The following is a 23,658-nucleotide window of genomic DNA, read 5'->3' as shown; positions in this document are numbered from 1 at the left end:
CGTGGCCAGTCGGGGGCGCAACTGCCAGGGAGTGACCACCAATGCCAACGTACGTGACCCTGCTTGAGTACACGGAGCAGGGGATTTCGACAGTGGAATCGAGCCCGGACCGCGTCGAGGCCCACAGGGACCTCGTTGCCGATCTCGGTGGAGAGTTCAAGGACTTCTACATTACGATGGGCCAGTACGACGGGGTCGCGATCGCCGAGTTCCCGGATGATGAGACCGCCGCAGAGTATGCGCTGATCCTCGGGAAAGGGGGCAACGTCCGGACAGAGACGCTTCGGGGCTTTAGCGAGGAGCAGTTCAGAGACGTCGTCGACGACATCTCGTAAGCGTCCCTGCTGAGTTCGACCGTCTCCCCTTCTCCGTTCTTCGCACGGACGACACGGCTAAGTCCGCCCGGCCGTCAGTCCGCGTATGGCCGATCGCATCCTCACAGTCAACGCGTACACGACCTTCGACCTCCTCTCTGCCCGCGTCGAGGGCCACGGCTTCGAGGCGATGGCACCGGCCGTCCTGAACGTCACGACCGACCGGACAGCGCCCGATCACGTCAGGCTCGAACTCGAACTCGACAACACCGAGACCGACGAACTCCCAGCCCACGCCGAGACGGTCGAACTGTCGGCCGAGCAGGCCCGGGAACTCGCGACGGAACTGCGCAAGCACGCGGCGGAACTCGAACAATAGGGGAACTGCGCGAGCACGCAGCGGAACTCGAAGACCACAGACCCGGATTCCCTCGGACGAGTGAGCCCCCAATATACGGGGATTCAATCCAAGGATGCATCCAACATATGTGAACAAAAAGACCGGGATGCATCTCGTATGTGAGAAATTGATGGCGTGATGCATCTCGTATTCGGGCAAAGACTGTTTTTCACGCCTTGGGAATAGCGCTGTCATTTACTATCGTTAAGAACAGTTCTTCCGATGTGAACCGAACGTCAATGCCACTATATAGGGGGTTAAAGTAGCGATGAGCGACGGCTGGAACATCGTCGTCTGTGTCAAGCAGGTACCTGATGCCGCAGAGGTGTCGATCGATCCCGACACAGGAACACTCAATCGGGCTGACGCCGACGCGGTGATGAACGCACCGGACTACAACGCCGTCGAGGCGGCCCTGGAAGTCCGGGACGAAGTCGGTGGCACAGTCACGGCACTCACGATGGGGCCACCGAGCGCCCAGGAAGTACTTCGAGCGGCTGTCGGCATGGGTGCCGACGACGCCGTGTTGCTGACCGATCGCGCCTTTGGCGGCAGCGATACCTGGCCGACGGGTCTGGCGCTGGCACGGGCGGTCGAGGAACTCGACGCCGACGTGGTCTTCGGCGGCGAGGAGACGACCGACTCCTCGACCGGCCAGGTCCCGCCGGGCATCGCCGCCCACAACGGCTGGGCGCAACTCACCTACACCGAGGCCATCGAACCCCGGCCCGACGAAGATCGGCTGATCGCGAAACGCGACATCGAGGGGGGCTACGAGCGGGTCGCCGCCGAGTTGCCCGTCGTCGTCGCCATGGAGTTCGGCGAGAACGAGCCTCGGACTGCCGGCCTTCACCGAAAGATCTACGCCGAGACCGACTTCGAGCCGGTCGAGTGGTCGGCGGCCGATATCGGTGTCGAAGACGAAGTCGGCCTCGCAGTCTCGCCGACCCAGGTCGGCGGGATGGCCACTGCCGAACCAGTCCCGCGCGAACAGGAGACCGTCGACGACGTCGAGGACCTGGCTGATCGCATCGTGGAGGTGCTCTGAGATGGCTGCCGGTGCCCAATCGGACAACGCCGCCGACATCGAGGCCCACAGCGACGTCTGGGTGTTCGTCGAACAGCACGACAGCGAGGTCGCGAAGGTCGCCTGGGAGCTACTCGCCAAGGGTCGCGAACTCGCCGACCAGAAGGATGAGGATCTGGTCGCACTTGTCATGGGCGAGGACATTCACGAGACGGGGATCCCGCAGGAAGCGATCGCCCGCGGCGCAGATCGCGTCTTGATTGCCGACGATCCGATCTTCGAGCCCTACCGAGCCGACCCCTACGGCAAGCAGTTCCGCCACCTCGTCGAGGAGCGCAAGCCGGACATCGCACTGATCGGCGGGACTCACACTGGTCGGGACTTCGCCGGCCGCGTCGCCGTCCCGACTCACGCCGGGCTCACGGCCGACACGACAGAGCTAGAGATCACCGACGAGCGCTACGAGATGCGCCGGCCGGCCTTCGGCGGGGACGCCCTGGCGACGATCATCTGCCCGAGCCACCGCCCGCAAATGTCCACCGTCCGGCCGGGCGTCTTCGACACGCCCGGCCCCGACGAGAGTCGCGAGGGGGAGATCGAGGACGTCGAGGTCGTGGTGAGTGAAGACGAGACGATGACGGAGGTCCTCGAACGCGAGGTCGGTGACGTCGCGGACATCACAGACGCCGAGATCATCGTCGCCGGTGGCATGGGTCTGGAGGGTGACTTCGATCCCGTCTGGGAACTCGCCGACCTGCTCGGCGGCGAAGTCGCGGCGACGCGGGAGGCCGTCGAGGAGGGCTGGATCGAACCCGCTCGCCAGGTCGGACAGACCGGCAAGACTGTCCGACCGAAGCTCTATATCGCCGTCGGCATTTCCGGCGCGATCCAGCACGTCGAGGGGATGGACGACTCCGAGACTGTCGTCGCGATCAACACCGATCCCAACGCGCCGATCTTCGAGAACGCCGACTACGGGATCGTCGCCGATTATGCCGACGTGCTGCCTGAATTGATCGAGTTGCTTCGCGAGCATCTCGAAGCCGACACCCAGGAGGCCACAGCATGAGTACCGACGCCCAATCAGGAGAGAACAATGGCGTCGAACCGGAACCCGAGCAGACAGACGAGGACAGCGAGGGGCCACCGATGCCCCAGCCCACCAGCGAGACGCCCAACTACGACGGCGAGTTCGACGCGATCGTCGTCGGAGCGGGTCTCGCAGGGAGCACTGCCGCACTGACGATGGCCGAGGAGGGTTTGGACGTCATCATCCTCGAACGGGGTAACTCCCCTGGAACGAAGAACGTCTTCGGCGGGATCCTGTTCACGCCTCGCATTCGAGAGCTGACGGACTTCGATGATGCGCCGAAGCAGCGCTTCGTCGCCGAGAAGACCTTTTCGATGCTTTCCGAGGAAGGCGACGCGACGGAGGTCTCGATGCAGCCGGCGGCCTGGAAGGAAGAACCACACAACGACTCCTGGATGGTCCTGCGCGGGGACTTCGACGAGTGGTTCGCCGAGCAGGCTGTCGAGGCCGGGGCGACGCTGATCACTGAGACCACAGTAACCGATCTCGTCCGCGAGGACGGGGCTATCGCCGGTGTCGAGACCGACCGACCGGACGGCACGCTGCACGCGCCGACAGTTGTCCTCGCGGAGGGGGCCAACTCGCTGGTCAGCGAGGGGGCCGGCCTAGCCGAACCCCAGCAGCGCAAGGACGTCGCGGTCTCCGCAAAGGAGGTCCGCAAGTACGACCGGGAGACCATCGAGGATCGCTTCCACCTCACCGACGAAGAAGGGGCCGCGATCCACTACTTCGGCGACGGTGCGGTCGGCGACGCCGTCGGCGGCGGGTTCATCTACACGAACAAGCGCACGCTGGCTATCGGCGTCGTCTACTCCATCGAGGACGCTGTCCACGACGAGCGGAGCCCCGACGACGTGCTCGATGACTTCAAGTCCCATCCGGCGGTCGCACCGCTGGTCAAGGGTGGACGGATGATCGAGTACTCCGCCCACGCGATCCCGGAAAGCGGCCCCGACGCGATGCCCGACCTCGTCCACGACGGCGCGGTGATCACTGGCGATGCGGCCGGACTGGTGCTCAACAACGGCCTGCATCTGGAAGGCACAAACATGGCCGTCGAGAGCGGCTACCAGGCCGGGAAAGCCGTCGCCAGCGCGGTCGAAACCGGCCGAACCGACGCCGCGGCACTCGCCGACTACGAGGATGCCCTCGAAGCGTCCTGGGTGATGGACAACCTGAACCACTACGGGTGGTTCCTCGACGCCGCGGCCGAAGACAAAAAGTTCCTCTTCGACGACTTGCCACAGGCACTCGCCGACGCCGAGACCGACTACTTCCGGATGAACGACGAACCGAAGACCCGCCACACGAAATCCGCCCGCAAGCGCCTCGTCGGTGCGATGGGTGGTTACCTCGGTGCGGCGAAGAAAGCCTGGAAATACCGCAAGCTATTCCGCTGACTATGAGTGCACACCCCAAAACCCCCGACGTCGAACAGCCATCGATCGAGGACCGCCTCTACACGGTCAAGTACGAGGACCCCGGCGAGTCCCACCTCGACGTGAAACTGCCCGGGATCTGCGAGGAGAAATGCGTCACCCAGGACTGCGTCTCGGTCTGTCCCGCCAACGTCTGGCGGATGGAGGGCAACGACAGCGTCCCGACGATCGCCTACGAGAACTGCCTGGAGTGTGGCAGTTGCCGATGGGCCTGCCAGCACGGCAACGTCGTCTGGGAGTACCCCGAGAACGGGTCCGGCGTTTCCTACAAGTACGGATAGCGCGTCGGAGACGGGCTAGGCTCACGAAGGTTTTTATCACTTTCCGGACTATTCAGCAGCATGGCACGGGCCGATCCTGGTGACGCCGACGCGCCGGATCGAGAAATCCCACAGATGCCCATCGGCCAGCGAGCGCGCCGGCAAAAGCTCACCAAGCTGGAAGGACGGTCTGATCGCGATCGAGAGAAAACCAGCGACCGGTAGTATCGAGTGCTCGGTGCAGCGGTCGAGCCGCCGATCGAACTACCGGCGGTGGCGTGAGAGTGTTGTTCGAGTGGAGGTATAGTCGGCATCCGGATGTATGGAAGTAGAGCGAAATCCAGCACAAGTACGGGATCCAAGCAAAATGCTCTCGACACGATGACCAAATAGATGAAATGTGCTTGTTTGGGGCCTAAAAACAGTTCTCACGAAGATTGGGAAGACCAGCAACAGACAGGTCGTGTACCCAGAACCGATCTGTATCGGATAACGAACAGTCCAGGAGATCTGTTTAGTATCTGGCCGCGAATCGGTCTAACTCAAAATGAAACGATGGTTTCTCAGTTATAACGGGATATGGCCGACAATTCTTCATAGAGGGACGCTATCGATTCCGATGCTAACTCAAATCTAGATTTATTCCGTGTTCTCGAACGACCGGGTCAAGATATCGAAGATGTCCACGGCCTTGAACTCCTGATAGCGCTCTTTCCCAGTCGTTTCCTGAAGTACGCCCTCGTTCTCCAGGTCGGTTATCGCGTTCCGTGCGGTCTGGTGAGAGACGTCGAGTAACGCCTCCACCTCGTTGGTCGTGACGTACGGATACTGAAAGAGCCGCATCGCCAACCGGTCTCTCGCGGTCTTTTCGTGGCCGTAGCGTGCCTCGTACTTCCGGCGCAATTCCCGTAGTTCGTTCGTTCGCGTAATCGCATCCGCCGCCTGCTGACGGATACCGTCGACGAAGAACTGGAGCCATGGTTCCCAGGCGCCCTCCTCGCTCACCGCACGCATGCGGGTGACATACTCGATCTTGTGCTCGTTGAAATACGCGCTCGGGTAGAGGTACGGCTCAGTCAGATAGCCCTGCTGGATGAGTTGGAGCGTGATCAACAATCGGCCGAGGCGACCGTTTCCGTCGCCGTACGGGTGAATCGTCTCGAACTGATAGTGGACGATTCCGAGGTCAACGAGGTCGTGGTAAGCGCCACCGCTCTGGATGTAGGTGACGAGATTAGCCACGAGATCCGGGACCTGCGTGGCAGCGGGTGGAATATACGGCGTCAAATGGGGCTCTGGTGGGGGGATGTGGACCGGTGCCGTCCGAAACGTACCAGCACTTTCACCTTCGTCACGGACGCCCTCCATGAGCGTTCCGTGAAGGTCGTCGAGCAAGTCGATCGAGATCTCCCCGTCCTCAGAGACACGAGCGGCCCCCTCCCGAACGGCCGTCTCGTAGTTTACGCCCTCGCGGATGTCTTTGGTCGTTTCGCCATGATCGATGTCCTCGGGCCGAAAGAGATCCTCGAGTTCGATATTTGCCCCTTCGATGAGAACTGATTCGACGGCCTCACGCCGCACGAGTGACGTATAGACGATCGGGCTGGCGTCCGTTTCCTCGCTGATCCCCTCCAGACGACCTAGCTGGTAGATCGCATCCTGGAGTGTCTCTTGAAATTCGGAGCTGAATTCGATCTCGTTCGCTGGCGGGAGTTCGTCAGGGAGGTAGTACGACCGCTGTCCGAAGGGAACGTATTTCCCCGGTGCCTCTTCTGGAAGTGCATCCGTGGACATTGTAATTAGGAAAGCGAAAGTGGCCCTAACTCAAATATCTTCTCTAGAATTAGGATTAAGCTGTGGCAGAACCACGCCACTTATGAAGAGATAGTCACGAGGGCGGACGCTAACTCAAATCCACCGTCCAACAGTACCCGACTCACCGAGGATTCCGTCAACCGACAAATAGATCGAGTAACTGTTAACTTGACTTCGGAATTGCAAGCCGCTATTATGCCTCCTCCTCTCGTGACCTGCTCGTTGTACGCCGACAATGCGAACGCCCACGGGTGAAAAAGTGGAGATCGAACACGTCATCCGCTCTCGAACGGCGGCGCCAGGTTCGACATCGAATCCCAGAACGATTCCAAGTGGCGTATCGACGTAACGCGGCCTGGCGACGTCGATCTCGTGACGACCTGGCGCGACGGGCTTCTTGACGATCTCGATGAGCCCGATTGGATCGAAGACGTAGTGGCGCAACTCCAGCGGGCAGCGTATCTCAAGCCAGAAGCGGGCAAACGTGGAATGAGTGGGTGGCAAAGGTTACCTGAGGACGGGAGAGCGATCCTTAACGAACGTGATCGTAATATTGCGGTGTCGTGGAACGAAGAAGTACATAAGTGGATGATTCGTACCCTTTTCCTCAACTACTAATTGTGATGAGTGTTATTGGATCAGCAGGATGGGCGAGTCAGGTAGGGATCCAGTAGATACAAAAAACGAATTAAATCTCCTACAGCAGCGGCTCCAAAACAAGACACAAAATATAGGGCGGATTATCCAATTCAATATTATTTCGTTATCGATCGTAGCTGGATTCCTTCAGCTCGGAGACCTGTCGGACGTTGGCTGGAATTTAATTACAATCAGTGGTGTATCGATCGTCGCTCTCTCTATCTTTTTGGCAGTTTTCGGAATGACTCTCAGTAGAGCTTCTTTTGCTTGGATGACGAAAAAACCGTCAGAATCGGCGAGTAAACAAATGGTGCTGCACGAATATCGGACACGTAATCGGTATCTTGGTTGGATCGTAGCCGGATCGATTGGAGCTGGTGGCTTTGGTATTGCAACGATGTTGGTGGGGGTTTTCAGAGCGGTCGAGATAGAGCCAATTTTTCCATGGTGGGTGAGTGAATCAATCGTTCTCGTTACCCTTGTTGGAAGTGCGCTCCTCGGATATTGGTTTGCACGGCGTATCAGGACGGATATTTCCGAATAGGGCTACCGGAATTTTTCGGAGCCTGCACAGGCGCGCGTGCCATTTGGGCCAGACTGTGAGCCTACACGACGATCAGCTCAGAACGAGAGCGTCCCATTCCGGAGCATGATCCCACCGGAGATCGCAGCTACGAGTGCAACAGCCCCGATCGTCGCGAACGCTTCGTTAGCCCACTCGTTTTTCGCGTAGACCAAATCCAGCGTGTACCGCGTACTCGACCACGGTCGGAGTGGACGGATCCCCATCGGCGTGATCACGTCCCCTGCGAGGTGACTCAGGAAGCCCAGAAACGCACCCCCGAAGGTCGCACCGACCAGCACGACAACATGCGTGTCGATCGGATACGTCCCACTGACGGCACTGTAGAGTGCAAGCGCTGCGACGACGCAGCTGGCCACCGCCCCGGCCAGGAGTGTGTGGGCGCCCCGCGGTGCGAGACCAGTGGAAGCTGCATATCGAAGTCCGGGGCGTAGCTGAAGAACACGGCACAGATCAGTCCCAGGGCCAACACCGACAGGAGATCGGAGTAGCTCAGCACGAACGCGACGGGTGCGTAGAATAGCATCCCGAGGCCGATGTGGCCTTTCGAGTGCATGCCAGTGCGTTAGTAATTCCGGCGGTCCTGGACGGCGCCGTCCGATCCGTGGATAACGAGTGTGTCGCCCGAGCTTGTTTTCTTCTGCCCAGCGGAGACGGCCGGCTGCTTCTTCCGGTGGTTCGAGACAACGGATCCACCCGCTTTCTGGAGGCGCCACTGGTTGCCGCTGGGAACGACGTGATATTCCGTCATGTATGGCACCGAGACTTGCAATTCTAATAACTTTCTAGGGTACCGTAGTGGTGTACCAAACCTGCCAACGAAACGTACGCGCGTGGCGTTGCTCACAGCATAGCTGATGTGATTTACTCCTCAAGCGAGAGTAGCTCATCTTCTACATAGTCTTCCCCAGTGAGTGTGAGTTCGTACACATCACTTCCCTCCCGGGTATCGACTTTTTGTAGATGACTTTCCTCAACTTGTTTTGAAAGATCCCGTGACACATTAGCCCCTAATTGGATTTTTGCATCTTGCGCTTGGTCTTCGACCTCTGGTCGAGTAAAATTCGACTGATCGCTCTGGTATTCAAGGTACCAACCGACAATAAGTGCAGCGTCTCGCTTAGTGAGGTTATTTGCCATTTTATAATATTCTTGCAAAGACCTCGACTTGTTGGTTGATGTTCCGGTATTTTCTGAGACTGGTTTTTCTTCTGAAGAATTTGTAGCATCCGTGGTTGATCGTGTAGCAGCAGCGGCCACTGCTTCAGAATCAACGCCGTTTAGGTAATCTTCTTTTAAGCCTTCAAACCAAGTTTCAGCGTCATCAATTGGTCCCTCAACTTCAATCGTCACATCACCAACGGAAACATGGAGATGAAGGGTTTCTGTCGATGCCATTTCTTCTGTTGTTTCAGCCATGCTAGCTAGCTACTATATCCTTCCCATATATTTGTTGGTGACTTGTTTCACTTGTCTTTACTCCGTTCTTTAGAATGACCAATCCTTGACTATTTTAGCCTACCGGGTGTATATACCGAACTATCTCAAGTACAAGTAAATCTAAATGGTTAGAATATATACTAGCGATAAGCATGTCAGAAGAACAATCGACTTTCCAAGATCTGCTGGTTGATGAAGAGGAAGCAAGCGAAGTACTCCTCACTGAAACACTAATTGACTACATTCGAATTGGAGATGATAGCGGGAACATCGTCCCTCAGGAGAAGTTTGAGGACCTTACTAATCCAAAGAAAGTATCGGTTATTCTCCTCGCCCAGCATGCCCTTGAGGGACTGGAAATGGAAGAGGAACAGTGGCTGACCCCGACGGAAATCAGTGAAAAGAGTGGTATCAAAAAAGGGTCCGTTTACCCAGCGGTCCGGAGACTTGATGATGAAAACATTGCAGAAACGGACGATGGGTCATATCGAATCCCGTCGCATAATCTAGAAACCGCAAAACAGTATCTCACACAGGAGGAAAACTAATGACTGAAGTCGAAGCCCTCGAAACCCGTGTCGAAGAACTCGAAAGCCGAGTCAATGAACTAGAACAGCTGATTCACGATGGACAAGGGACTGATGAGGTGACTGGTTTACGTGAATTCGTGAATCAAATCAATCCAAGCACACATGTAGAACGAGCGCTGGCCATCGGGTATTATCTTGAGCAATACCAAGGTCAAGAAAACTTCACTCGTGCTGATCTTGAGGAGGAGTACCGAACCTGCCGGGTCCAAAAGCCAGCGAACATGAGCGATGTTCTGGCCAATCTTCGAGAGAAAGAATGGGCGATGCCCGATGGGGAGAAAGGCCAATCGAAGCCGCATCGTCTGACTGCAGATGGTCTAACACAAATCGAGGAGGGGCTCAGCGATGGGGCTTGATGAGCGTATTCAAGACGAGATGTACGTTGATACTGAGTCCCTTCTGGAAGACGAATTCGACCGGGCCAAAGAACTCTACGATATATATATGAAGACAATACGGTTGATATTGACGACAGAATTGAGGAAGTTGAAAACAAAGAGAAAATCCTCATTCACTTGATTGCATGGCAGTATATAGCGGAAGCGACAGAAGAAGCCACATCCGGACTTGAGTACGATTATTTTTATGAGCGCATTGATGCTAGCGATAGCACCATCCGCGGCTACTTCAGCGATCTTGATGATGAAGGTCTCATCCGCGAAAACGAAGACGGAAATAAGGAATTTGTTGTCGAACGACTCAGTGACGCAATTGAACGGATCGAATCCGCTATTGACGGAGAAGATTAGCTCGATCCATCAAGTTATTCCCAATCAACTTTGGTTACGTCTACGCCCTTCTCAGCAAGATATTGGGTGCTTTCACGCCCCCAATCTTCTTCCCCAGACCCCTTTGTGAGAACGATATACACCTGGGCATCGCCGAGAGGGCGCATGGTACGGCCAGCGCGCTGTCCAGTTTGAGAACGTGACGACCCCATGGTTGAAGCCAAGATAGCTACTTCAGCGTCAGGAAGATCGATCCCTTCGTCTCCAACACGGGAGATGATCAGTGTCGTAAGTTCTCCCGCTCTGAACTGATCATAAATCCGCTCGCGCTCTTCGTGGTTCGTGTCTCCGTACACGAAGGGGAGATTTAACTCTGAAACGAGGTCCTTTCCTTGTTTAATCCAGTCGACGAAAATGAGCGTTTTCTGACCGTCATGTTCGTCGACTAGTGTTTCAATGACTGGGGCTTTTTGTGGATTGCGAGCTGCTTCAATGAGACGCTTGCTACCCGAAGCACGCTGATATCGTTCACGTGCGCTATCACTGGCCCACGGAACAGTGATGAGTTCAACTTCTGGCTTCTCGACCCAGCCATCAGCAAAGAGCGAACCCCAATCTGTGCCGATTGGTGGCCCGATGAGCGTGTAGATTTCTTTCGGATCCTCCGCTTCCCGAACGGGGGTAGCCGACAAACCGAGTCGAGCCTTAGACTGGATCTCCCGAAATCGTTTCCAAGTTGAAGCCACCGAATGATGGCATTCATCAGCGATGACAAGGCCCCAATCGCGCTCGTTAAACAGTTTCCGGTGACGACTCATTGCGGCTGTATCGTAAGTGGCGATCGTTACTGGCCGAATCTGCTTTGTGCCACCGTGATACTGGCCGATTTGACGTCGCGATAACGTCGTCTTCTCTGTGAGTTCGTCTTCCCACTGTTGGACAAGTTCGCGGTTTGGGACGATAATGAGGGACTCACCACCGACTGACGCCATTGTTCCGAGAGCAGCGATGGTTTTCCCACTTCCAGAGGGGCCAACGAAGACACCACTATGACGAACTCCGAACTGCTCCACCCACTCCTGTTGGTAATCTCGCAATGCAATCCCGCTATCAAGTTCGATTTCGAGCTCTGCACCGTCTTCTAATCGGCGTTCATCTATGACCGGATAGCCAGCATCATACAGTGCCTCCTTAACCTTGGCGTCACCGCCCTGTGTCACTCGAAGTTCGGTGTCTGAGAGGAATTCGGTATAGTGATCACCATATTCTAGTTTTCGTTTCGCGACGTTTTCGAAGACATCAGGATCCTGGGCTTCAAGCACGGAATATCCGTCTGGATGGGTACACAGACGAAACTGATTGGCTCGATCCCAATCCTCTTTGATGCGACTCTCGAACCCACCATCCCAATGATCGTCACCGATAAGCTCGATTAAATCCGCTCGAAGGCTTGTGAAGGAGTCATAAGGCGCATTCCAAATGTCGGTCTCGTCGATCTTGTAGAGATACCCATCCCCAGTAGAATCCACGAGATGTGCTGTTTGTGCGAGTGTCCGTTGGCTTTTATCAGTGGGAGAATCTACTACTACTTCACGTCGGCTAGGGAAGAAAAGAACACGTTCGTCATTTGTCTTCGTTTGCTTTGTGGCAGAACTTCGATCTGACTTTGGATCCAAGTAGGAAGGATTCTCTTGCTGATTGTTTGCCTCGCTTGGTTGTTTCGTGGCAGACTCTTCTGGCGATAGTGATACCCACTTGGGAGCGTACCACACTTTCGCTCGTCCGCCAACTTGTTCAGCTTCCAAGGTCCCTTCTTCAGTCAGCTGGTATAATTTTTGACGGGCCGTTTCAGGTGTACAGCCAACGAGTTCAGCAATATCGGCTGTCGTCACAAATGGCTTTACGTTGTGTACCTCCTCAATTGCTTCCCTAATCTCTTTGATATGAAACTGTGTATTTGGGGGCATGCTTTGGGGTAGATATCCGCTTCGTTAATTGATTCTGTTACGTGCCAAACACTTAGATATTTCGATGACACATTCTTTGGCTCGTCCCCTCAGAAGAGTAGGCGAATCCGATTGTGAGTAGCCTAAGTCCGATGGGCAGTAGATAAATTGTTATTTTCTTCATGGCAACTATCCCCAGTACCTTTAACCTGACTTCACTTCTATTGGCTCCTTGCCTATCCTCCTAGCATTATAAGTGGGTGCTCTATGTTAGCCGGTGTGATGAGTCTTGAACGCGTTCAACGGGAATTATTAGATGGAGAACTACATGAGGAGTCTGTTGAGCGGCTTCTTGACCATTATCAACGGATGCAAGGACGACTTCAAGAGGGTGAGTATGATGAAGCGGGTACACACATTGGCAATTTTTGTGAAAATATGGTAAATATACTGCTTGATCAAATGGGTGAAGGAATACAAGATCATCCCGCTGTGGATGATTTCATCAATGATTGTCTTAATGGACAGATTGGACTAAATGAGGTTGATAGTATCCGTCTCCAAATCCCTCGTACGATTCGGGCAGCTTACGATATCCGAAATAACCGGGATTCAGTTCATGTTAACCTTCGAGTTCCCGTGAACTATGCAGACACACAGGCAGGAATCGCGATGTGTTCTTGGATGCTGGCAGAGGTACTGCGTGTCTACGGGGATGGGGACCATACGGATGATATGGAAGAAGTCGGAGATCTCATCGAAGAACTCTCGGCACCGGTTTCAGACGGTAATCCATTGACTGAGTTGGAAACTAGTCGTGATGATTTTGATCGCCAAGCTGTTCTTGAAGTGCTTGAAGGGAGGGTTCAAGTCTTTGGTGAAGATATTCGTCCCGGGGCAGAGTTTGAAGATTTAGCTACAGACGAGCGAATTATTGTACTAATGCTAGGTCGTCTTGCGGCTACTGATCTCGAAAATATTGAGAACCAAGGAGCCTCTTCAGGCTGGTATAGTGAACCAGCTGATGTCTCGGATACGCGTGTTCGTCAAATCGCAAATGACCTCTCTTTTGTGAGCAATAGTAATCAGGCAGGAGGCTACCATATTCCTGGTTTTCGAGCTGATGAAGCAATCGCATATCTTGAGGAAGAGTAGGTGATCGTGGTTGACTGCTGTGAAAGAGTTTTACTGTGACTTCTGGAGCCTATTGAAGCGATATTCGAACACGGTTCCTGAAATACTCGCAATTGGTGGGTTTACATTAATTCTCGCGGCATTCGTCCTGTTCGCGTTCTATGTAGGATTTTCGCTTGGCATCACTAGGGATTCGGGTGTTCCGGTTAGGATTTATCTTGGAATCGGAATCGGTCCTTTCCTCACCGGCGTTATTGTTACATTCCCTTCTCCACTGCAGGCCGTGGTGAATCAATACGTATGGCGCCGTCTTCCGGAAAATCTCTATAAGGATGGCTAATTAGAAGAGTTGAGATTAGCTTTCCTCGGACTATATTATGTCATTCCGAATAGTATACCACCACTCCTGGATCTGAGCACGCCAAGGGTGTTCCCAGTAATAGGGATCATCTGGTTTCTCCGAATCCTCAAAGTCTCGAATCTCATTGTAACTGTCCGGCGCCCTTTCCTTGATCTCTTTCCAGGCCGCCTCAAAATCTTCCCGACCAAAAATCGTTTCAATCCCCGCTCTCCAGTTCTCCCACGTAGATTTACTTACACGACCGTTCTGCCTCATGTGAATCTGATCATTGGTGAGGTCGATATATCGGTAGTAGTCTTTCAGTTCACCCTCATAACCGTCAGAGTGGGAATTTTGGAGCAAAGAATCCACAGGAATCTCGTATACAATGTCTCGATAGTCACTCGTCAGTTTGTCTTCAAATTCCGTTCTGAATTGCCTGTGTCTCTGCCTCAATTGGTACGCAAGTACGAAAACAGAAGCCGGTGTCGCAATCGATACCATAAAATCCCAAGGGATTGCCATATCTCGTTTCGAGACCAACTAAACGTATAAAATCTTTCCCCTCCCCCAATATCCTTTGATCTGTCCATTATTACAACAACAAGAGCACTCTCCGTCTTGTTAATACCATAATCCGTTTCTTTGTGCAAGCACCGCTGCTTTCGCAGTAATTCCGTATACTCTGACCCATTCTACGATCTATCCAGCGTGAGAGCATTCCCAGTTGTTCTTCGAGGTCGAGACCTATCGCAGATAGTTTGACATCGCAACTTCGGAATCGCAATCCGCGCTTAAGCATCCATCTCGTCAGTCTGACGTGCATGCCGACGATCTGGACTCCAATTAGTCATGCGCTCACGACGGTTCCGACCAGTCAGAGTCGACCTGCACGATTGCCTCTGGGAAAGAAAGACCCTGCTCAGTGCAGATCATCTCGATCAGTTTCTCGGCACGTTGCCAGCGCGGATCGCTGGGATAGTCCCTGCAGTAGCAGTCTCAGTGTGCAGCCACTTCGACGACAATCAACCAACCCAAGAGATACAGATTTGGCATGAACTGGGCTGACTCTGCTCCCATACAAGAAGATGCGGTCAGTCGTCAGCGGATTTCGACACGTCCGGACGACGAGAGACCAGCTCATCTTGCGCTGGGATCCACCGGACAGCCCCGAAGACACGGACCCAAGCATTGTGACGGTTCCGGCTCACGATTCGATCAGCATCGGCTCCCTACGAGATATCGCTGAAAACGCCGGTGCCAAGAACTTTGAGACGTGCTGCGAGTGGATCGACGAGCACCACCGAAACAGACTCGGTCGTCGATAGGACCGCCAGGGCAACGTCGTCTGGGAGTACCCCGAGAACGGGAGCGGCGTCTCCTACAAGTACGGGTAGATGGGATCGTCACTTCGAACACGCCCGGTTGAACTGTCGGTACACTGATGAAGGCCGGGGTCGATGGGACGGACCGTTATGGAAGCGAGAGCAGTCGACTTCATCATGTACAACGTCACCGACCTGGAGACCGCTCTGCCCTTTTATCGGGATACGCTGGGCCTCGATCTGGAAGAGCACCTCGCGGAGTTCGGCTGGGCCGAATTCGCCGTCGAACCCACCACGCTCGCGCTGAACGAACTCGATTTCGAGGGGGACCAGGGGCCGAACGCGGGCGGCGCGGCCGTCGCCCTCTCCGTCGATGACGTCGAGGCAGCCATCGAGGAGGTCAGCGCCGCGGGAGGAACCGTCCTCCAGGAACCGATGGAAACGGAGGTCTGTGATATGGCCACCGTCGCCGACCCGGATGACAATCCCATCACACTGCACCACCGCCACGACGGTACGGCCGGCCGGCGGGATCCATTCCCGTAGCGAAGGAGGGGCCACTGGGATGCAGCCGCTGGCAGGACACGAGCGGCACGTCGGATCGAGGGACGTCAGGTAGGTCTGACGATTGCCTTCAGGAACTGCATGGAGTGGTCAGATTCCGGTGGGTCTGCTCGCAGAGCACCGTCGTCTGTGAGTCCCTGATCGTGTTGACAGTGATGATCGTCGCGCTGTTCGTCAAGGAATATCGCGAGAGACAGAACAGATAGTTTCATATGAGCGACCTGAGACAGACAGTCTGAACTATGGGTATCTTCAGACGGATCTCGATCGGGTTCGGATTGGCACGGCGCAGCGGCCGGGTGTTGCGGGCATACCCGAGACTGCTGGCGTTCCCGCTGTTAGGTGGGCTCGCCGGGTTGGCGTTCGTCATGACGGTCTTTGGCGGGTTGTTCGTGGCCGATCTCGGATCGGGGCCGATCTTGTACGCGACGCTGTTCGTCATCTACGTCGTCGAGACGTTCGTCGCCTCGTTTTTTACAGCAGCGCTAATTGCGGCGACCAGAGAGACCTTCCGGGGCGAGGAGCCGACAGTTCGGGGAAGCCTGACAATCGCCTGGGAGAAGCGCTGGCAACTGCTCGCGTGGTCAGTCATCGCGGCGATCGTCGGTGTGATCATCCGGGGGATCGAAGAGTCGAGTGAGATCGGCGGGGCGATCCTGGCAACCCTCTTCAGTCTCGCGTGGGGCGTGATGACCTACTTCGTCGTCCCGGTGATCGTCTTCGAGGACCCCACCGTCACGGGGATGTTCAAACAGAGCGGCCGCACGATCAAGCGGACGTGGGGCGAGTCGCTGGGGACACTATCGGCGATTTCCATCGTCACGTTCGTGCTCGTACTCGGTGGCTTCGCCGTGGCAGCCGTGACGTTTCTGACGTTTGCAGGCGCGGGACTCGCAGGGATGCTGGTGACAATCGCGATCGGTGGCACGGCCATCGTGCTGTCGTACCTGATCGGCCAGGCACTGACCGGGATCGCCAAGACCGCGCTGTACGTCTACGCGACCGAGGACGAAGCACCCGAGTTCTTCGAGGATATGGACTTCAACCAACTCGGTGGCGGTCGCGACTCGGCCGGAGCGATGGGCGGACGGATCTGACGGCGACGGGACGGTAACGTTTCCTGGGCTACCCCAGCGCGACGTCCAGATACAGCATGACGAGGATGCCAGCCATCGTCCCAAGTGTTGCGATGCGCTCGTGACCGTGAGTGTGAGTCTCAGGGACGATCTCGTCTGAGATGACGAACAACATTGCGCCCGCTGCAAACCCCATCGCGTAGGGCAACAACGGTTCGACGACCGTCACCGACATGGCACCGATCACGGCAAGCGGAATCTCCACGACGCCTGCACGGACCCCCGCGATAGCGGCGTAGAGTCGTCGATCGAGCCCGGCGTTGATGGCAGCGATCGAGACCGCCAGCCCCTCCGGGACGTTCTGGATGCCGATCGCAAGCATCAACGCGAGCGCACTGCCGACCTCGCCCGATCCGAACCCGACACCGACAGCCAGCCCCTCCGGCACGTTATGAAGAGTGATCGCCAGAATGAACAACAGTACGGAGGCGATCCGCGGGTCGTCGATGGGAAGCTGTTCGGACTGGCTGGCGGCATCGGCGCGCTTGCGGCCGGTCAACAGGATGTGGGCGTGCGGGACGAGGGCGTCACCGCGGTCCAGGACTAGCACGCCCAGCGCGATACCGATCAAAACGGGCAGGGGCCGAAGGAGTCCGTCTGCGGGAACGCCCGGCACCAGAATCGCGGTCGCATCGATCCCGGGGACAATCAGACTGGTGAACGCTGCGGCCATCATCACCCCGGCTGCAAAGCCCAGGGCACCGTCCAGGGCGCGCTCGCTCGGGTCGCGCCATACTAACACGAGCGACGCGCCAAGGAGGTTGAACGACGCAATAACGACCCCGCCAACCAGCGCCTGGACGACGACGTTCTCACCGATGAGGTCGACGAACGTCTCCGCGATCATCGGCTCCGCCACCGGTCGAATCCCATCATCGTCGACGGATCATCGTCGCCCTCCCATGTAACTGTGGCCCATGACTAGCACCGAGAACAGGTCGGATCGTTAGATAATTCCTAGAAAGTTGGAATTGAACCGATCTTTATAAGGGATGCGACCGAACGTATGACTGTTCACACTATGAAAGCGTTTGTTATGAGCGAAGTCGGCGAAACAGCTATCGTTGAGAAGGAACGACCCGAGCCGGGGCCGATGGACGCTATCATCGAGCCCACAGAGGGCCTGATCTGTACCTCCGACTGCCACACGGTTCACGGCGCGATCGGCGAACGCGAGGATCTGACACTGGGCCACGAAGTAGTCGGTATCGTCGACGAGATCGGCAGCGAGGTCGAACACTTCGAAGAAGGCGATCGTGTCGCGATCGGCGCAATCACGCCCGACTGGAACTCCCTGGCCGCACAGGACGGTCACCCCTCCCAGTCCAACGAGGCACTGGGCGGCTGGAAGTTCGCCAACGTCAAGGACGGCACCTTCGCGGAGTACGTCCACGTCAACGACGCCGACGGGAACATGGCGAAGATCCCCGAGGGCGTCACCGACCACGAGGCGGCCTACGTCGCGGACATGCTCTCGACAGGGTTCACCGGCGCCGAGCGGGCGAACATCCCGATGGGCGGGACTGTCGCCGTCTTCGCGCAGGGACCCGTCGGCCTGATGGCGACGAAAGGCGCCGAGTTGCAGGGCGCCGGCCGGATCATCGCCGTCGAGACCGTCCCCGAGCGTCAGGAACTCGCCCGTGAGTACGGCGCGACCGACATCGTCGACTTCGGCGAGGTTGATCCCGCCGAAGAGATCATGGAACTCACTGATGGCGAGGGTGTCGATGTCGCCATCGAGGCACTCGGTGCAGACGAGACATTCCAGGACTGCATCAAAGTGACCAAACCCGGCGGGACGGTCTCGAACGTCGGCTATCACGGCGAGGGCGAATTCCGACATATCCCACGGGCTGAATGGGGTGTCGGCATGAGCGAGATCAACATCGTTAACGATCTCTGTCCCGGTGGTCGCCTGCGCATCCAGCGCCTACTGCGCCTGCTCGATCAGGGCAAGGTCGACCCGACGAAGATGACCACCCACGAGTTCGAGTTCGACGAGATCGAGACGGCCTTCGAAATGATGGAGACCAAAGACGACGGGATGATCAAGCCGCTGATCCACTTCTAAGGTGGGTCAAGACAGTGGGCGGCCCAGAAGGTAGAAGGTACCGCTGTTGGATGTTATTCGCTGGTCGTTCGAGGCGGCATATCCATCGAACAGGTCGTCGCTGCCAAGGCCGGATCGTCGTATTTTTCCGTCTGTTCTCGAAGTGCCTACTATATGCCCTCCACTAAACAGCCGTATAGAGCCGCTTTAGCGGTTGTTTTGCTCGTTCTCGTTGGTCTGTCGGGCTGTGCAGGCGTATCGGACACTGGCTCACCGACACAGACAGCAGTCGAAGCTACCTCCCCGACGTCGTCAGCGACACAGACACCGACAGCGACACCAACGGCAACACCCGCCGGGGCCGAACTCGATCGGTTCCCCGCGGGACTGACTGATTCCGGAGTCCGCAACGTCACACAGCTGCTTCGCACACACAAGACAGCAGCGATCGAGACACCGGGTATCCTGACACAGACGACAAACAGAACGGGCGTCCTGACACAGACGACAAACAGGACGCTCCGCAACTTCTCAGTCGTGACATCGACGCGAGTGGCGACCGACACGAATCTCACACGAATTCGGTACGTCACACGAGGCCAGCGGACGATCGAAAACCAGGTACAGAACAGTACAACAGCCCTTGCCGCAAACGAGACAACTGTCAGACAGTACACCGTCAGAGATGGGAACAGTACACTGGACAACAGACGCAACCGGACGACGCTGTTCAACCGTTCGTTTCGTACTCTCTCGACAGCAACGAGTCCGCTCGGGGGGGTGCTCCGGCACGGAAACTTCAGTCTGATCCGTGTTGATGACAGCGAGACCAACAATACCGTGACGCTCCGCGCCGACCAATATGAATCTGGGAAGCTGTTCGAGGCCCGGAACGTCGTGGCATACAACGCAACCGTTCAAATGACGACCGAAGGGCTGATCAAGTCCGCTACCGAGCGTATTGTCGCCAAACGGAACGGCACTGAAAACCGGTATCGCTTCACTTACGAGTTCGAACCACAATCAGTCGATCTTCCCGCGGTACCTCAGATCCCTGCAGACGTCCGTATCGAGTCGGGCGCCTCAAAGAAGAACTAAAAGCACGATTGACAGCCCCGTGGCCGCTTGTCTTGAGGAAGACGCTGATTCGATCGAACAGGCTACAGAAGCGGCACAGAGCGGAATTTACGACGATCGGGGCTTCGTGGAACATGGTTTGCGACACGAAATCACCGATAGATGTCACAAAGCACGAGCGAATTGCAACGATGTTCGATCTACTGCGAGCCTAGCACAGAGCGACCTGACTGCGAGTCCAGATCGCCTTCGTGACGAGAGAACCAAAAGACGGCAGGGGAAGCGGACTAGTAGTCCTCCGGTCAGGGTATCCGCTACCGCTAATTTTAGCCCGCAAGCGCGACGTTCACGATCAGTGCAAGCGCCAGCAGCGCCGAGACGGCTACCGTTGTCAGGACGATTTTTGTCGCCGTACTCATATGCATTCGATCGGCCGGCGGTAAGTTAAACGTTGGCGCACGCTCCTCATCCCCCGTCGACACTCGATCGGGCGATCGCACGCCACCGCCCCGATCGGAACCGGACGACGTTGACGACGGCCCGGACGTAGAAATCCCCGAACAGAGCCAGGAAGATCGCAGGCATACCCAGCCCCAGGCCGATCGGTATCGACAGACCGGCCACGGTGAGGGCGTAGCCGGCCGGCAACGCCAGGGCGGCGATCGGGAGTCGGACGACATACGTCGAGACCAGCATACCGTAGAACGGCCAGCTGGTGTCGCCGGCTCCGCGCAGACTGCCCCGCATCGTTCGGGAAATCGAGAACCCAACGACAGCCAGAGCGAACACGCGGATGAAGTCGACAGCCAGGCCGACATCCTCCATCCCGAACGAAAGCGCGATGGGTTCAGCTGCAATCCCGATCACCAGCGCGACCGGGACCTGGGTTGCCAGTGCGATCCGCAGAGTCTGCCAGCCGTACTCGGTCGATTCACGCTCCTCACCCCGTCCGATCGCCTGGCCGACGAGCGTACTCGCGGCCGTCGCGTACCCCCAAGCGGGCATCATCGCAGTCAGGACGACCTGACGAGCGATTCCAAAGGCAGCGACTGCTGGGGTCCCGATGACGCCCAGAATGAACAGGAACGGGAACCGGCCGAAAGTCTCTAACATGCGCATCCCTGCCAGCGGCGATGCGACACGGACGATTTCGCCGAGCAACTCCCGATCGAGATGAGGGCCACCAAGACGCAAGCGCACCGAGAACCGATCGGTAAGCAACAGGGCGAGGAACATTACCGCCGCGAGGATGGTTGCCAACAGGGTGCCCAACGCCGCGCCAGCGATCCCCAGCTGTGGGAACGGGCCGATCCCAAAGATGAGGACGGCGTTCAAGACGATGTTCGTCGGCAGCGTCAACAAGCGAACGTACATGGGCGTCCGGGTGTCAGCGCCACCAGCCAGCGCTCGCGCGGCGACCATATTCCAGAACCGGAACACCAGCGCCAGCATAATAATCCGGAGGTACGCACTCCCCTGCTGGATTACCGCGGGATCAGCATTCAACAGCGCGATCATCTCTTCGGCGTACACCCACGAAATGCCCATCAACGGGGCCGACAGCAGGATCGACAGCCACAGCGACTGTTTGACCGCAAGGTCCGCACGGGCGTGCTCGTCGGCCCCTTTCAATCGTGAGACGACACTGATCGTCCCGCTGGTGACTGCCAGCGCGAGTCCAAAGCCGATGAAGAAGTACTGAAAGCCCAGTTCTAGCCCGGCGATAGCCGTCTGACCCAACGCGACCCCGACCATGAGATAGTCAGCTAGCCGCAACGCCACTCTGAGCGCGCCGGAGACCATCACCGGCGCCGCCAGGTCTAGTGCCTCGGTCCCCTTCCGGCGATCAACCAGGCCGAAACGGGCCAAAACAGTCGGAAACAACGCAATCAATCGACCGATCAACGCACGGAGGGCCATCATCCGAAATCGTCGGAAGGCCCCGCATTCAACCTTCCGACCTTGGGTGTTCGCACACTCAACCCTGGCGCTAATGGGGGTCCCCAGACAGGGCCAGACCCGATCAACCCACATTCGTTCCGACTGAGAGATACTCGTCAGACGTACGCACGACGAGTCCAGAAGCCAAACCCCCCTATTTCGGATCGAGAGAGAGAGTCGTTACCACGCCATAGTTTAACTATCGGCGGATAAACGGCCGAGTACCGAGAATAACGGCACTTTCAGACCCTAAATGTGTCGAGAAGGACGAAACGCCATACGCGACGGTGCAGTAGAAGAAAAGTTCCACTCGAAACACCCGAAACGAGGGTCAAGAGAGGACGGAATAGAAACCGATAGCCGGCCGGCACTCGAAAACGACGGTGATGATACAAACTGACGATCTCGACACGGCGGCCCTACTCGGGCGGGCGGCCGAGTACGCCGACGAGAACGACATCGACGCGGTCTGTGTGGCCTCGACATCGGGCGAGACGGGAGCGAAAGCCGCCGAGCGGTTCGGAGAGGAGCTCGTCGTCGTCGGTCACTCCTACGGCTACGACGAGGAAAACGAGCAAGAACTGGCCGACGAATACATCGAGATGATCGAGGACGCTGGCGCCGAGGTTTTCACCGGCCCGATGGTGTTTAGCAATCTCGGCTCGGCCATCGCCCAGAAAGAAGGGTTCTCATCACACGAACTCGTCGCCGACGTCCTGCGGCTGTTCGGCCAGGGGACAAAAGTTGCCGTCGAGTGTCCACTGATGGCCTGTGATGGTGGCCTCATCGACGCTGGCGATCGCGTCCTCTCGATCGCCGGAACGGGCGACGGTGCCGACACTGCACTACTCGTCCGGGCGGCCAACAGCCGGGACTTCTACGAGACGCGCGTCCTGGAGGTCATCGCCAAGCCAGCCGAGGAGGAGAACCTGATCTACTGGTAGGATCAAGCGCGGTGGAGTCTACGAGTCGATACCCTTTCGGTCGCACCCGCGAAGGGAGGACGTATGGGCGAGATGGCGGAAGACCGGATCTACGCCGAGCGCCGCGGGAAGACCGATGTCTACGTCGGGGCCGACCTCGGATTGACGCTGGTCGCGATCTCCGACGACCGCGTCGGTCGGTTCCGACTGGTTCGACGCGGCGAAGTACAGTCGGTCGGGGCGAGCGAAGCGGCGGTCGTGATCGGGACCGACGAGGACACCTATCGGGCGGCGAGTGAGGATGTTGAGTCCTTCGAGGCCCTGGGGTTCGGTCCAGCCGTCGCGGTCGATGCGGAGGGGCCGATCGCTGCCGCACCGGACGGCGAGGTCGCTCGCTACGACGGGGCGGAGTGGCGAACGCTGGGTGCCGTCGGGGAGCCACGGGCGATCTCCGGCAAGTGGATCGCGGCCGGGGACGGACTCTATCGGCTCGAGGACGAGCGACTCGACCATCGTGGTCGGGCGGCCCGAGACGTCACCGCCGACCCGGTCCCGACGGCGGCGACTGCGGACGGGCTGTACCGATTTACGGACAGCGAGTGGGACCACGAACGTGAAGGAGCGTTCCACGCCGTTGCCGGAGGATCCGAGCGGACGCTCGCAGTCGGCGAAGACGGACTGATCGAACGGCGGGACAGCGAGTGGGTGAGCCGCGACCCGCCGACAGACGAGCGAATCGTCGACGTAGGGTACAGCCGGGGGATCGTCGCCGTCACGTCGGCGGGGACGATCCTCGTCGATCCACCGGCCGCCAAGGACGGCGCAGCGGGCTGGCGGTCCCGGTCGCTGGGACTCTCGGAGGTGTCCGAGTTGGCCGTCGGACCGGACCGATGAGAT

The 23,658-nt window shown here is 57.4% G+C and carries 29 protein-coding genes; 20 read left to right on the top strand and 9 right to left on the bottom strand.

All coding sequences use genetic code 11. The annotated features are described in order from the left end of the window. Window positions 1–41: 41 nt before the first annotated feature. The 7 genes from BN2694_RS11060 to BN2694_RS17160 all read left to right on the top strand — a co-directional run bounded on the left by BN2694_RS11060 (window position 42) and on the right by BN2694_RS17160 (window position 4,755). A complete protein-coding gene (locus tag BN2694_RS11060) occupies window positions 42–335 on the top strand; it encodes a GYD domain-containing protein (protein WP_135665223.1) in 294 nt (97 codons plus the stop codon). Window positions 336–420: 85 nt separating this feature from the next. After that, window positions 421–693, top strand: a complete 273-nt coding sequence (locus tag BN2694_RS11055; protein WP_135665221.1) for a DUF6360 family protein — start codon at window positions 421–423, stop codon at window positions 691–693. Window positions 694–982: 289 nt separating this feature from the next. Beyond that, window positions 983–1,762, top strand: coding sequence for an electron transfer flavoprotein subunit beta/FixA family protein (locus tag BN2694_RS11050; protein ID WP_135665219.1), 780 nt, complete (start codon window positions 983–985; stop codon window positions 1,760–1,762). A gap of 1 nt (window position 1,763) precedes the next feature. Then, complete coding sequence (locus BN2694_RS11045; protein ID WP_135665217.1) at window positions 1,764–2,810, top strand: electron transfer flavoprotein subunit alpha/FixB family protein; 1,047 nt, start codon at window positions 1,764–1,766, stop codon at window positions 2,808–2,810. Between the two features lie 80 nt (window positions 2,811–2,890). Next, window positions 2,891–4,231: an FAD-dependent oxidoreductase gene (locus BN2694_RS11040; RefSeq protein WP_135665575.1), complete on the top strand. Its 1,341-nt coding sequence runs from the start codon at window positions 2,891–2,893 to the stop codon at window positions 4,229–4,231. Window positions 4,232–4,233: 2 nt separating this feature from the next. Beyond that, the gene (locus BN2694_RS11035; protein WP_135665215.1) at window positions 4,234–4,551 is read left to right on the top strand and encodes a ferredoxin family protein; all 318 of its coding nucleotides are present in this window, start codon (window positions 4,234–4,236) and stop codon (window positions 4,549–4,551) included. A gap of 60 nt (window positions 4,552–4,611) precedes the next feature. Further along, on the top strand, window positions 4,612–4,755 hold the full coding sequence (locus BN2694_RS17160; RefSeq protein WP_167880016.1) for a hypothetical protein: 144 nt from the start codon (window positions 4,612–4,614) through the stop codon (window positions 4,753–4,755). A 414-nt stretch (window positions 4,756–5,169) separates the two neighbouring features. On the opposite strand, the gene BN2694_RS11030 is transcribed toward BN2694_RS17160, so the two are convergent. Further along, window positions 5,170–6,324, bottom strand: coding sequence for a Fic family protein (locus BN2694_RS11030; protein WP_135665213.1), 1,155 nt, complete (start codon window positions 6,322–6,324; stop codon window positions 5,170–5,172). 393 nt (window positions 6,325–6,717) lie between these two features. Between BN2694_RS11030 and BN2694_RS18030 the strand changes: the two genes are divergently transcribed. Together BN2694_RS18030 and BN2694_RS11020 are read left to right on the top strand one after the other, a co-directional pair. Further along, complete coding sequence (locus BN2694_RS18030) at window positions 6,718–6,963, top strand: hypothetical protein (RefSeq protein WP_342210802.1); 246 nt, start codon at window positions 6,718–6,720, stop codon at window positions 6,961–6,963. A gap of 28 nt (window positions 6,964–6,991) precedes the next feature. Continuing rightward, window positions 6,992–7,528, top strand: a complete 537-nt coding sequence (locus tag BN2694_RS11020; RefSeq protein WP_135665210.1) for a hypothetical protein — start codon at window positions 6,992–6,994, stop codon at window positions 7,526–7,528. A 77-nt stretch (window positions 7,529–7,605) separates the two neighbouring features. On the opposite strand, the gene BN2694_RS17155 is transcribed toward BN2694_RS11020, so the two are convergent. The 3 genes from BN2694_RS17155 to BN2694_RS11010 all read right to left on the bottom strand — a co-directional run bounded on the left by BN2694_RS17155 (window position 7,606) and on the right by BN2694_RS11010 (window position 8,986). Beyond that, window positions 7,606–7,938: a metal-dependent hydrolase gene (locus BN2694_RS17155; RefSeq protein ID WP_280176679.1), complete on the bottom strand. Its 333-nt coding sequence runs from the start codon at window positions 7,936–7,938 to the stop codon at window positions 7,606–7,608. Window positions 7,939–8,132: 194 nt separating this feature from the next. Further along, on the bottom strand, window positions 8,133–8,318 hold the full coding sequence (locus BN2694_RS17150) for a DUF2188 domain-containing protein (RefSeq protein ID WP_167880014.1): 186 nt from the start codon (window positions 8,316–8,318) through the stop codon (window positions 8,133–8,135). Window positions 8,319–8,431: 113 nt separating this feature from the next. Then, window positions 8,432–8,986 (bottom strand): hypothetical protein, encoded by a 555-nt coding sequence (locus BN2694_RS11010; RefSeq protein WP_135665204.1) that lies wholly within the window; start codon window positions 8,984–8,986, stop codon window positions 8,432–8,434. 173 nt (window positions 8,987–9,159) lie between these two features. Here BN2694_RS11010 and BN2694_RS11005 point away from each other — a divergent pair, with 173 nt between their 5' ends. The 3 genes from BN2694_RS11005 (at window position 9,160) to BN2694_RS10995 (ending at window position 10,346) form a co-directional block, all read left to right on the top strand. Beyond that, on the top strand, window positions 9,160–9,555 hold the full coding sequence (locus tag BN2694_RS11005; RefSeq protein ID WP_135665202.1) for a hypothetical protein: 396 nt from the start codon (window positions 9,160–9,162) through the stop codon (window positions 9,553–9,555). Beyond that, window positions 9,555–9,953 (top strand): hypothetical protein, encoded by a 399-nt coding sequence (locus tag BN2694_RS11000; protein ID WP_135665199.1) that lies wholly within the window; start codon window positions 9,555–9,557, stop codon window positions 9,951–9,953. The genes BN2694_RS11005 and BN2694_RS11000 overlap by 1 nt, the downstream gene beginning before the upstream one ends. Window positions 9,954–10,112: 159 nt before the next feature. Beyond that, window positions 10,113–10,346 carry a hypothetical protein gene (locus BN2694_RS10995; RefSeq protein ID WP_135665196.1) on the top strand — a complete coding sequence of 78 codons (234 nt, stop codon included), beginning with the start codon at window positions 10,113–10,115 and terminating at the stop codon, window positions 10,344–10,346. Window positions 10,347–10,360: 14 nt separating this feature from the next. On the opposite strand, the gene BN2694_RS10990 is transcribed toward BN2694_RS10995, so the two are convergent. Next, entirely contained in the window at window positions 10,361–12,292 is a 1,932-nt protein-coding gene (locus tag BN2694_RS10990; protein ID WP_135665193.1) for a DEAD/DEAH box helicase family protein, read from the bottom strand. 261 nt (window positions 12,293–12,553) lie between these two features. On the opposite strand from BN2694_RS10990, the gene BN2694_RS10985 reads away from it, so the two are divergent. Together BN2694_RS10985 and BN2694_RS10980 are read left to right on the top strand one after the other, a co-directional pair. Further along, on the top strand, window positions 12,554–13,426 hold the full coding sequence (locus BN2694_RS10985; protein WP_135665190.1) for a hypothetical protein: 873 nt from the start codon (window positions 12,554–12,556) through the stop codon (window positions 13,424–13,426). Window positions 13,427–13,445: 19 nt separating this feature from the next. After that, window positions 13,446–13,745: a hypothetical protein gene (locus tag BN2694_RS10980; protein ID WP_135665187.1), complete on the top strand. Its 300-nt coding sequence runs from the start codon at window positions 13,446–13,448 to the stop codon at window positions 13,743–13,745. Between the two features lie 30 nt (window positions 13,746–13,775). Here the strand turns inward: BN2694_RS10980 and BN2694_RS10975 are convergent, their stop codons facing one another. Continuing rightward, window positions 13,776–14,270: a hypothetical protein gene (locus BN2694_RS10975; RefSeq protein ID WP_135665184.1), complete on the bottom strand. Its 495-nt coding sequence runs from the start codon at window positions 14,268–14,270 to the stop codon at window positions 13,776–13,778. Window positions 14,271–15,220: 950 nt separating this feature from the next. Between BN2694_RS10975 and BN2694_RS10965 the strand changes: the two genes are divergently transcribed. Together BN2694_RS10965 and BN2694_RS10960 are read left to right on the top strand one after the other, a co-directional pair. Continuing rightward, entirely contained in the window at window positions 15,221–15,616 is a 396-nt protein-coding gene (locus BN2694_RS10965) for a VOC family protein (RefSeq protein WP_167880013.1), read from the top strand. 260 nt (window positions 15,617–15,876) lie between these two features. Continuing rightward, window positions 15,877–16,731, top strand: a complete 855-nt coding sequence (locus BN2694_RS10960) for a DUF6159 family protein (RefSeq protein ID WP_135665175.1) — start codon at window positions 15,877–15,879, stop codon at window positions 16,729–16,731. Window positions 16,732–16,759: 28 nt separating this feature from the next. Here the strand turns inward: BN2694_RS10960 and BN2694_RS10955 are convergent, their stop codons facing one another. Further along, on the bottom strand, window positions 16,760–17,617 hold the full coding sequence (locus BN2694_RS10955) for a ZIP family metal transporter (RefSeq protein ID WP_135665573.1): 858 nt from the start codon (window positions 17,615–17,617) through the stop codon (window positions 16,760–16,762). A gap of 174 nt (window positions 17,618–17,791) precedes the next feature. Between BN2694_RS10955 and BN2694_RS10950 the strand changes: the two genes are divergently transcribed. Next, a complete protein-coding gene (locus BN2694_RS10950) occupies window positions 17,792–18,841 on the top strand; it encodes an NAD(P)-dependent alcohol dehydrogenase (protein WP_135665571.1) in 1,050 nt (349 codons plus the stop codon). Window positions 18,842–18,994: 153 nt separating this feature from the next. Next, window positions 18,995–19,918 carry a hypothetical protein gene (locus BN2694_RS10945; RefSeq protein WP_135665172.1) on the top strand — a complete coding sequence of 308 codons (924 nt, stop codon included), beginning with the start codon at window positions 18,995–18,997 and terminating at the stop codon, window positions 19,916–19,918. 305 nt (window positions 19,919–20,223) lie between these two features. Here BN2694_RS10945 and BN2694_RS18245 read toward each other — a convergent pair whose 3' ends face one another. Both BN2694_RS18245 and BN2694_RS10940 read right to left on the bottom strand, forming a co-directional pair. Further along, window positions 20,224–20,316 carry a hypothetical protein gene (locus tag BN2694_RS18245; protein WP_449272213.1) on the bottom strand — a complete coding sequence of 31 codons (93 nt, stop codon included), beginning with the start codon at window positions 20,314–20,316 and terminating at the stop codon, window positions 20,224–20,226. 46 nt (window positions 20,317–20,362) lie between these two features. Continuing rightward, window positions 20,363–21,817: an MATE family efflux transporter gene (locus BN2694_RS10940; protein ID WP_135665169.1), complete on the bottom strand. Its 1,455-nt coding sequence runs from the start codon at window positions 21,815–21,817 to the stop codon at window positions 20,363–20,365. A gap of 407 nt (window positions 21,818–22,224) precedes the next feature. On the opposite strand from BN2694_RS10940, the gene BN2694_RS10935 reads away from it, so the two are divergent. Both BN2694_RS10935 and BN2694_RS10930 read left to right on the top strand, forming a co-directional pair. Beyond that, on the top strand, window positions 22,225–22,782 hold the full coding sequence (locus tag BN2694_RS10935) for a pyruvate kinase alpha/beta domain-containing protein (RefSeq protein WP_135665166.1): 558 nt from the start codon (window positions 22,225–22,227) through the stop codon (window positions 22,780–22,782). A gap of 63 nt (window positions 22,783–22,845) precedes the next feature. Beyond that, window positions 22,846–23,655, top strand: coding sequence for an HVO_0234 family beta-propeller protein (locus BN2694_RS10930; protein WP_135665163.1), 810 nt, complete (start codon window positions 22,846–22,848; stop codon window positions 23,653–23,655). The last annotated feature ends 3 nt before the right edge of the window (window positions 23,656–23,658 follow it).

This window comes from Halorhabdus rudnickae, assembly GCF_900880625.1.
In the GTDB taxonomy this organism is placed as follows: Archaea; Halobacteriota; Halobacteria; order Halobacteriales; family Haloarculaceae; genus Halorhabdus; species Halorhabdus rudnickae.
Note: the sequence above shows the minus strand (reverse complement) of the source record. Positions and strands in the feature narration are given on the sequence as shown.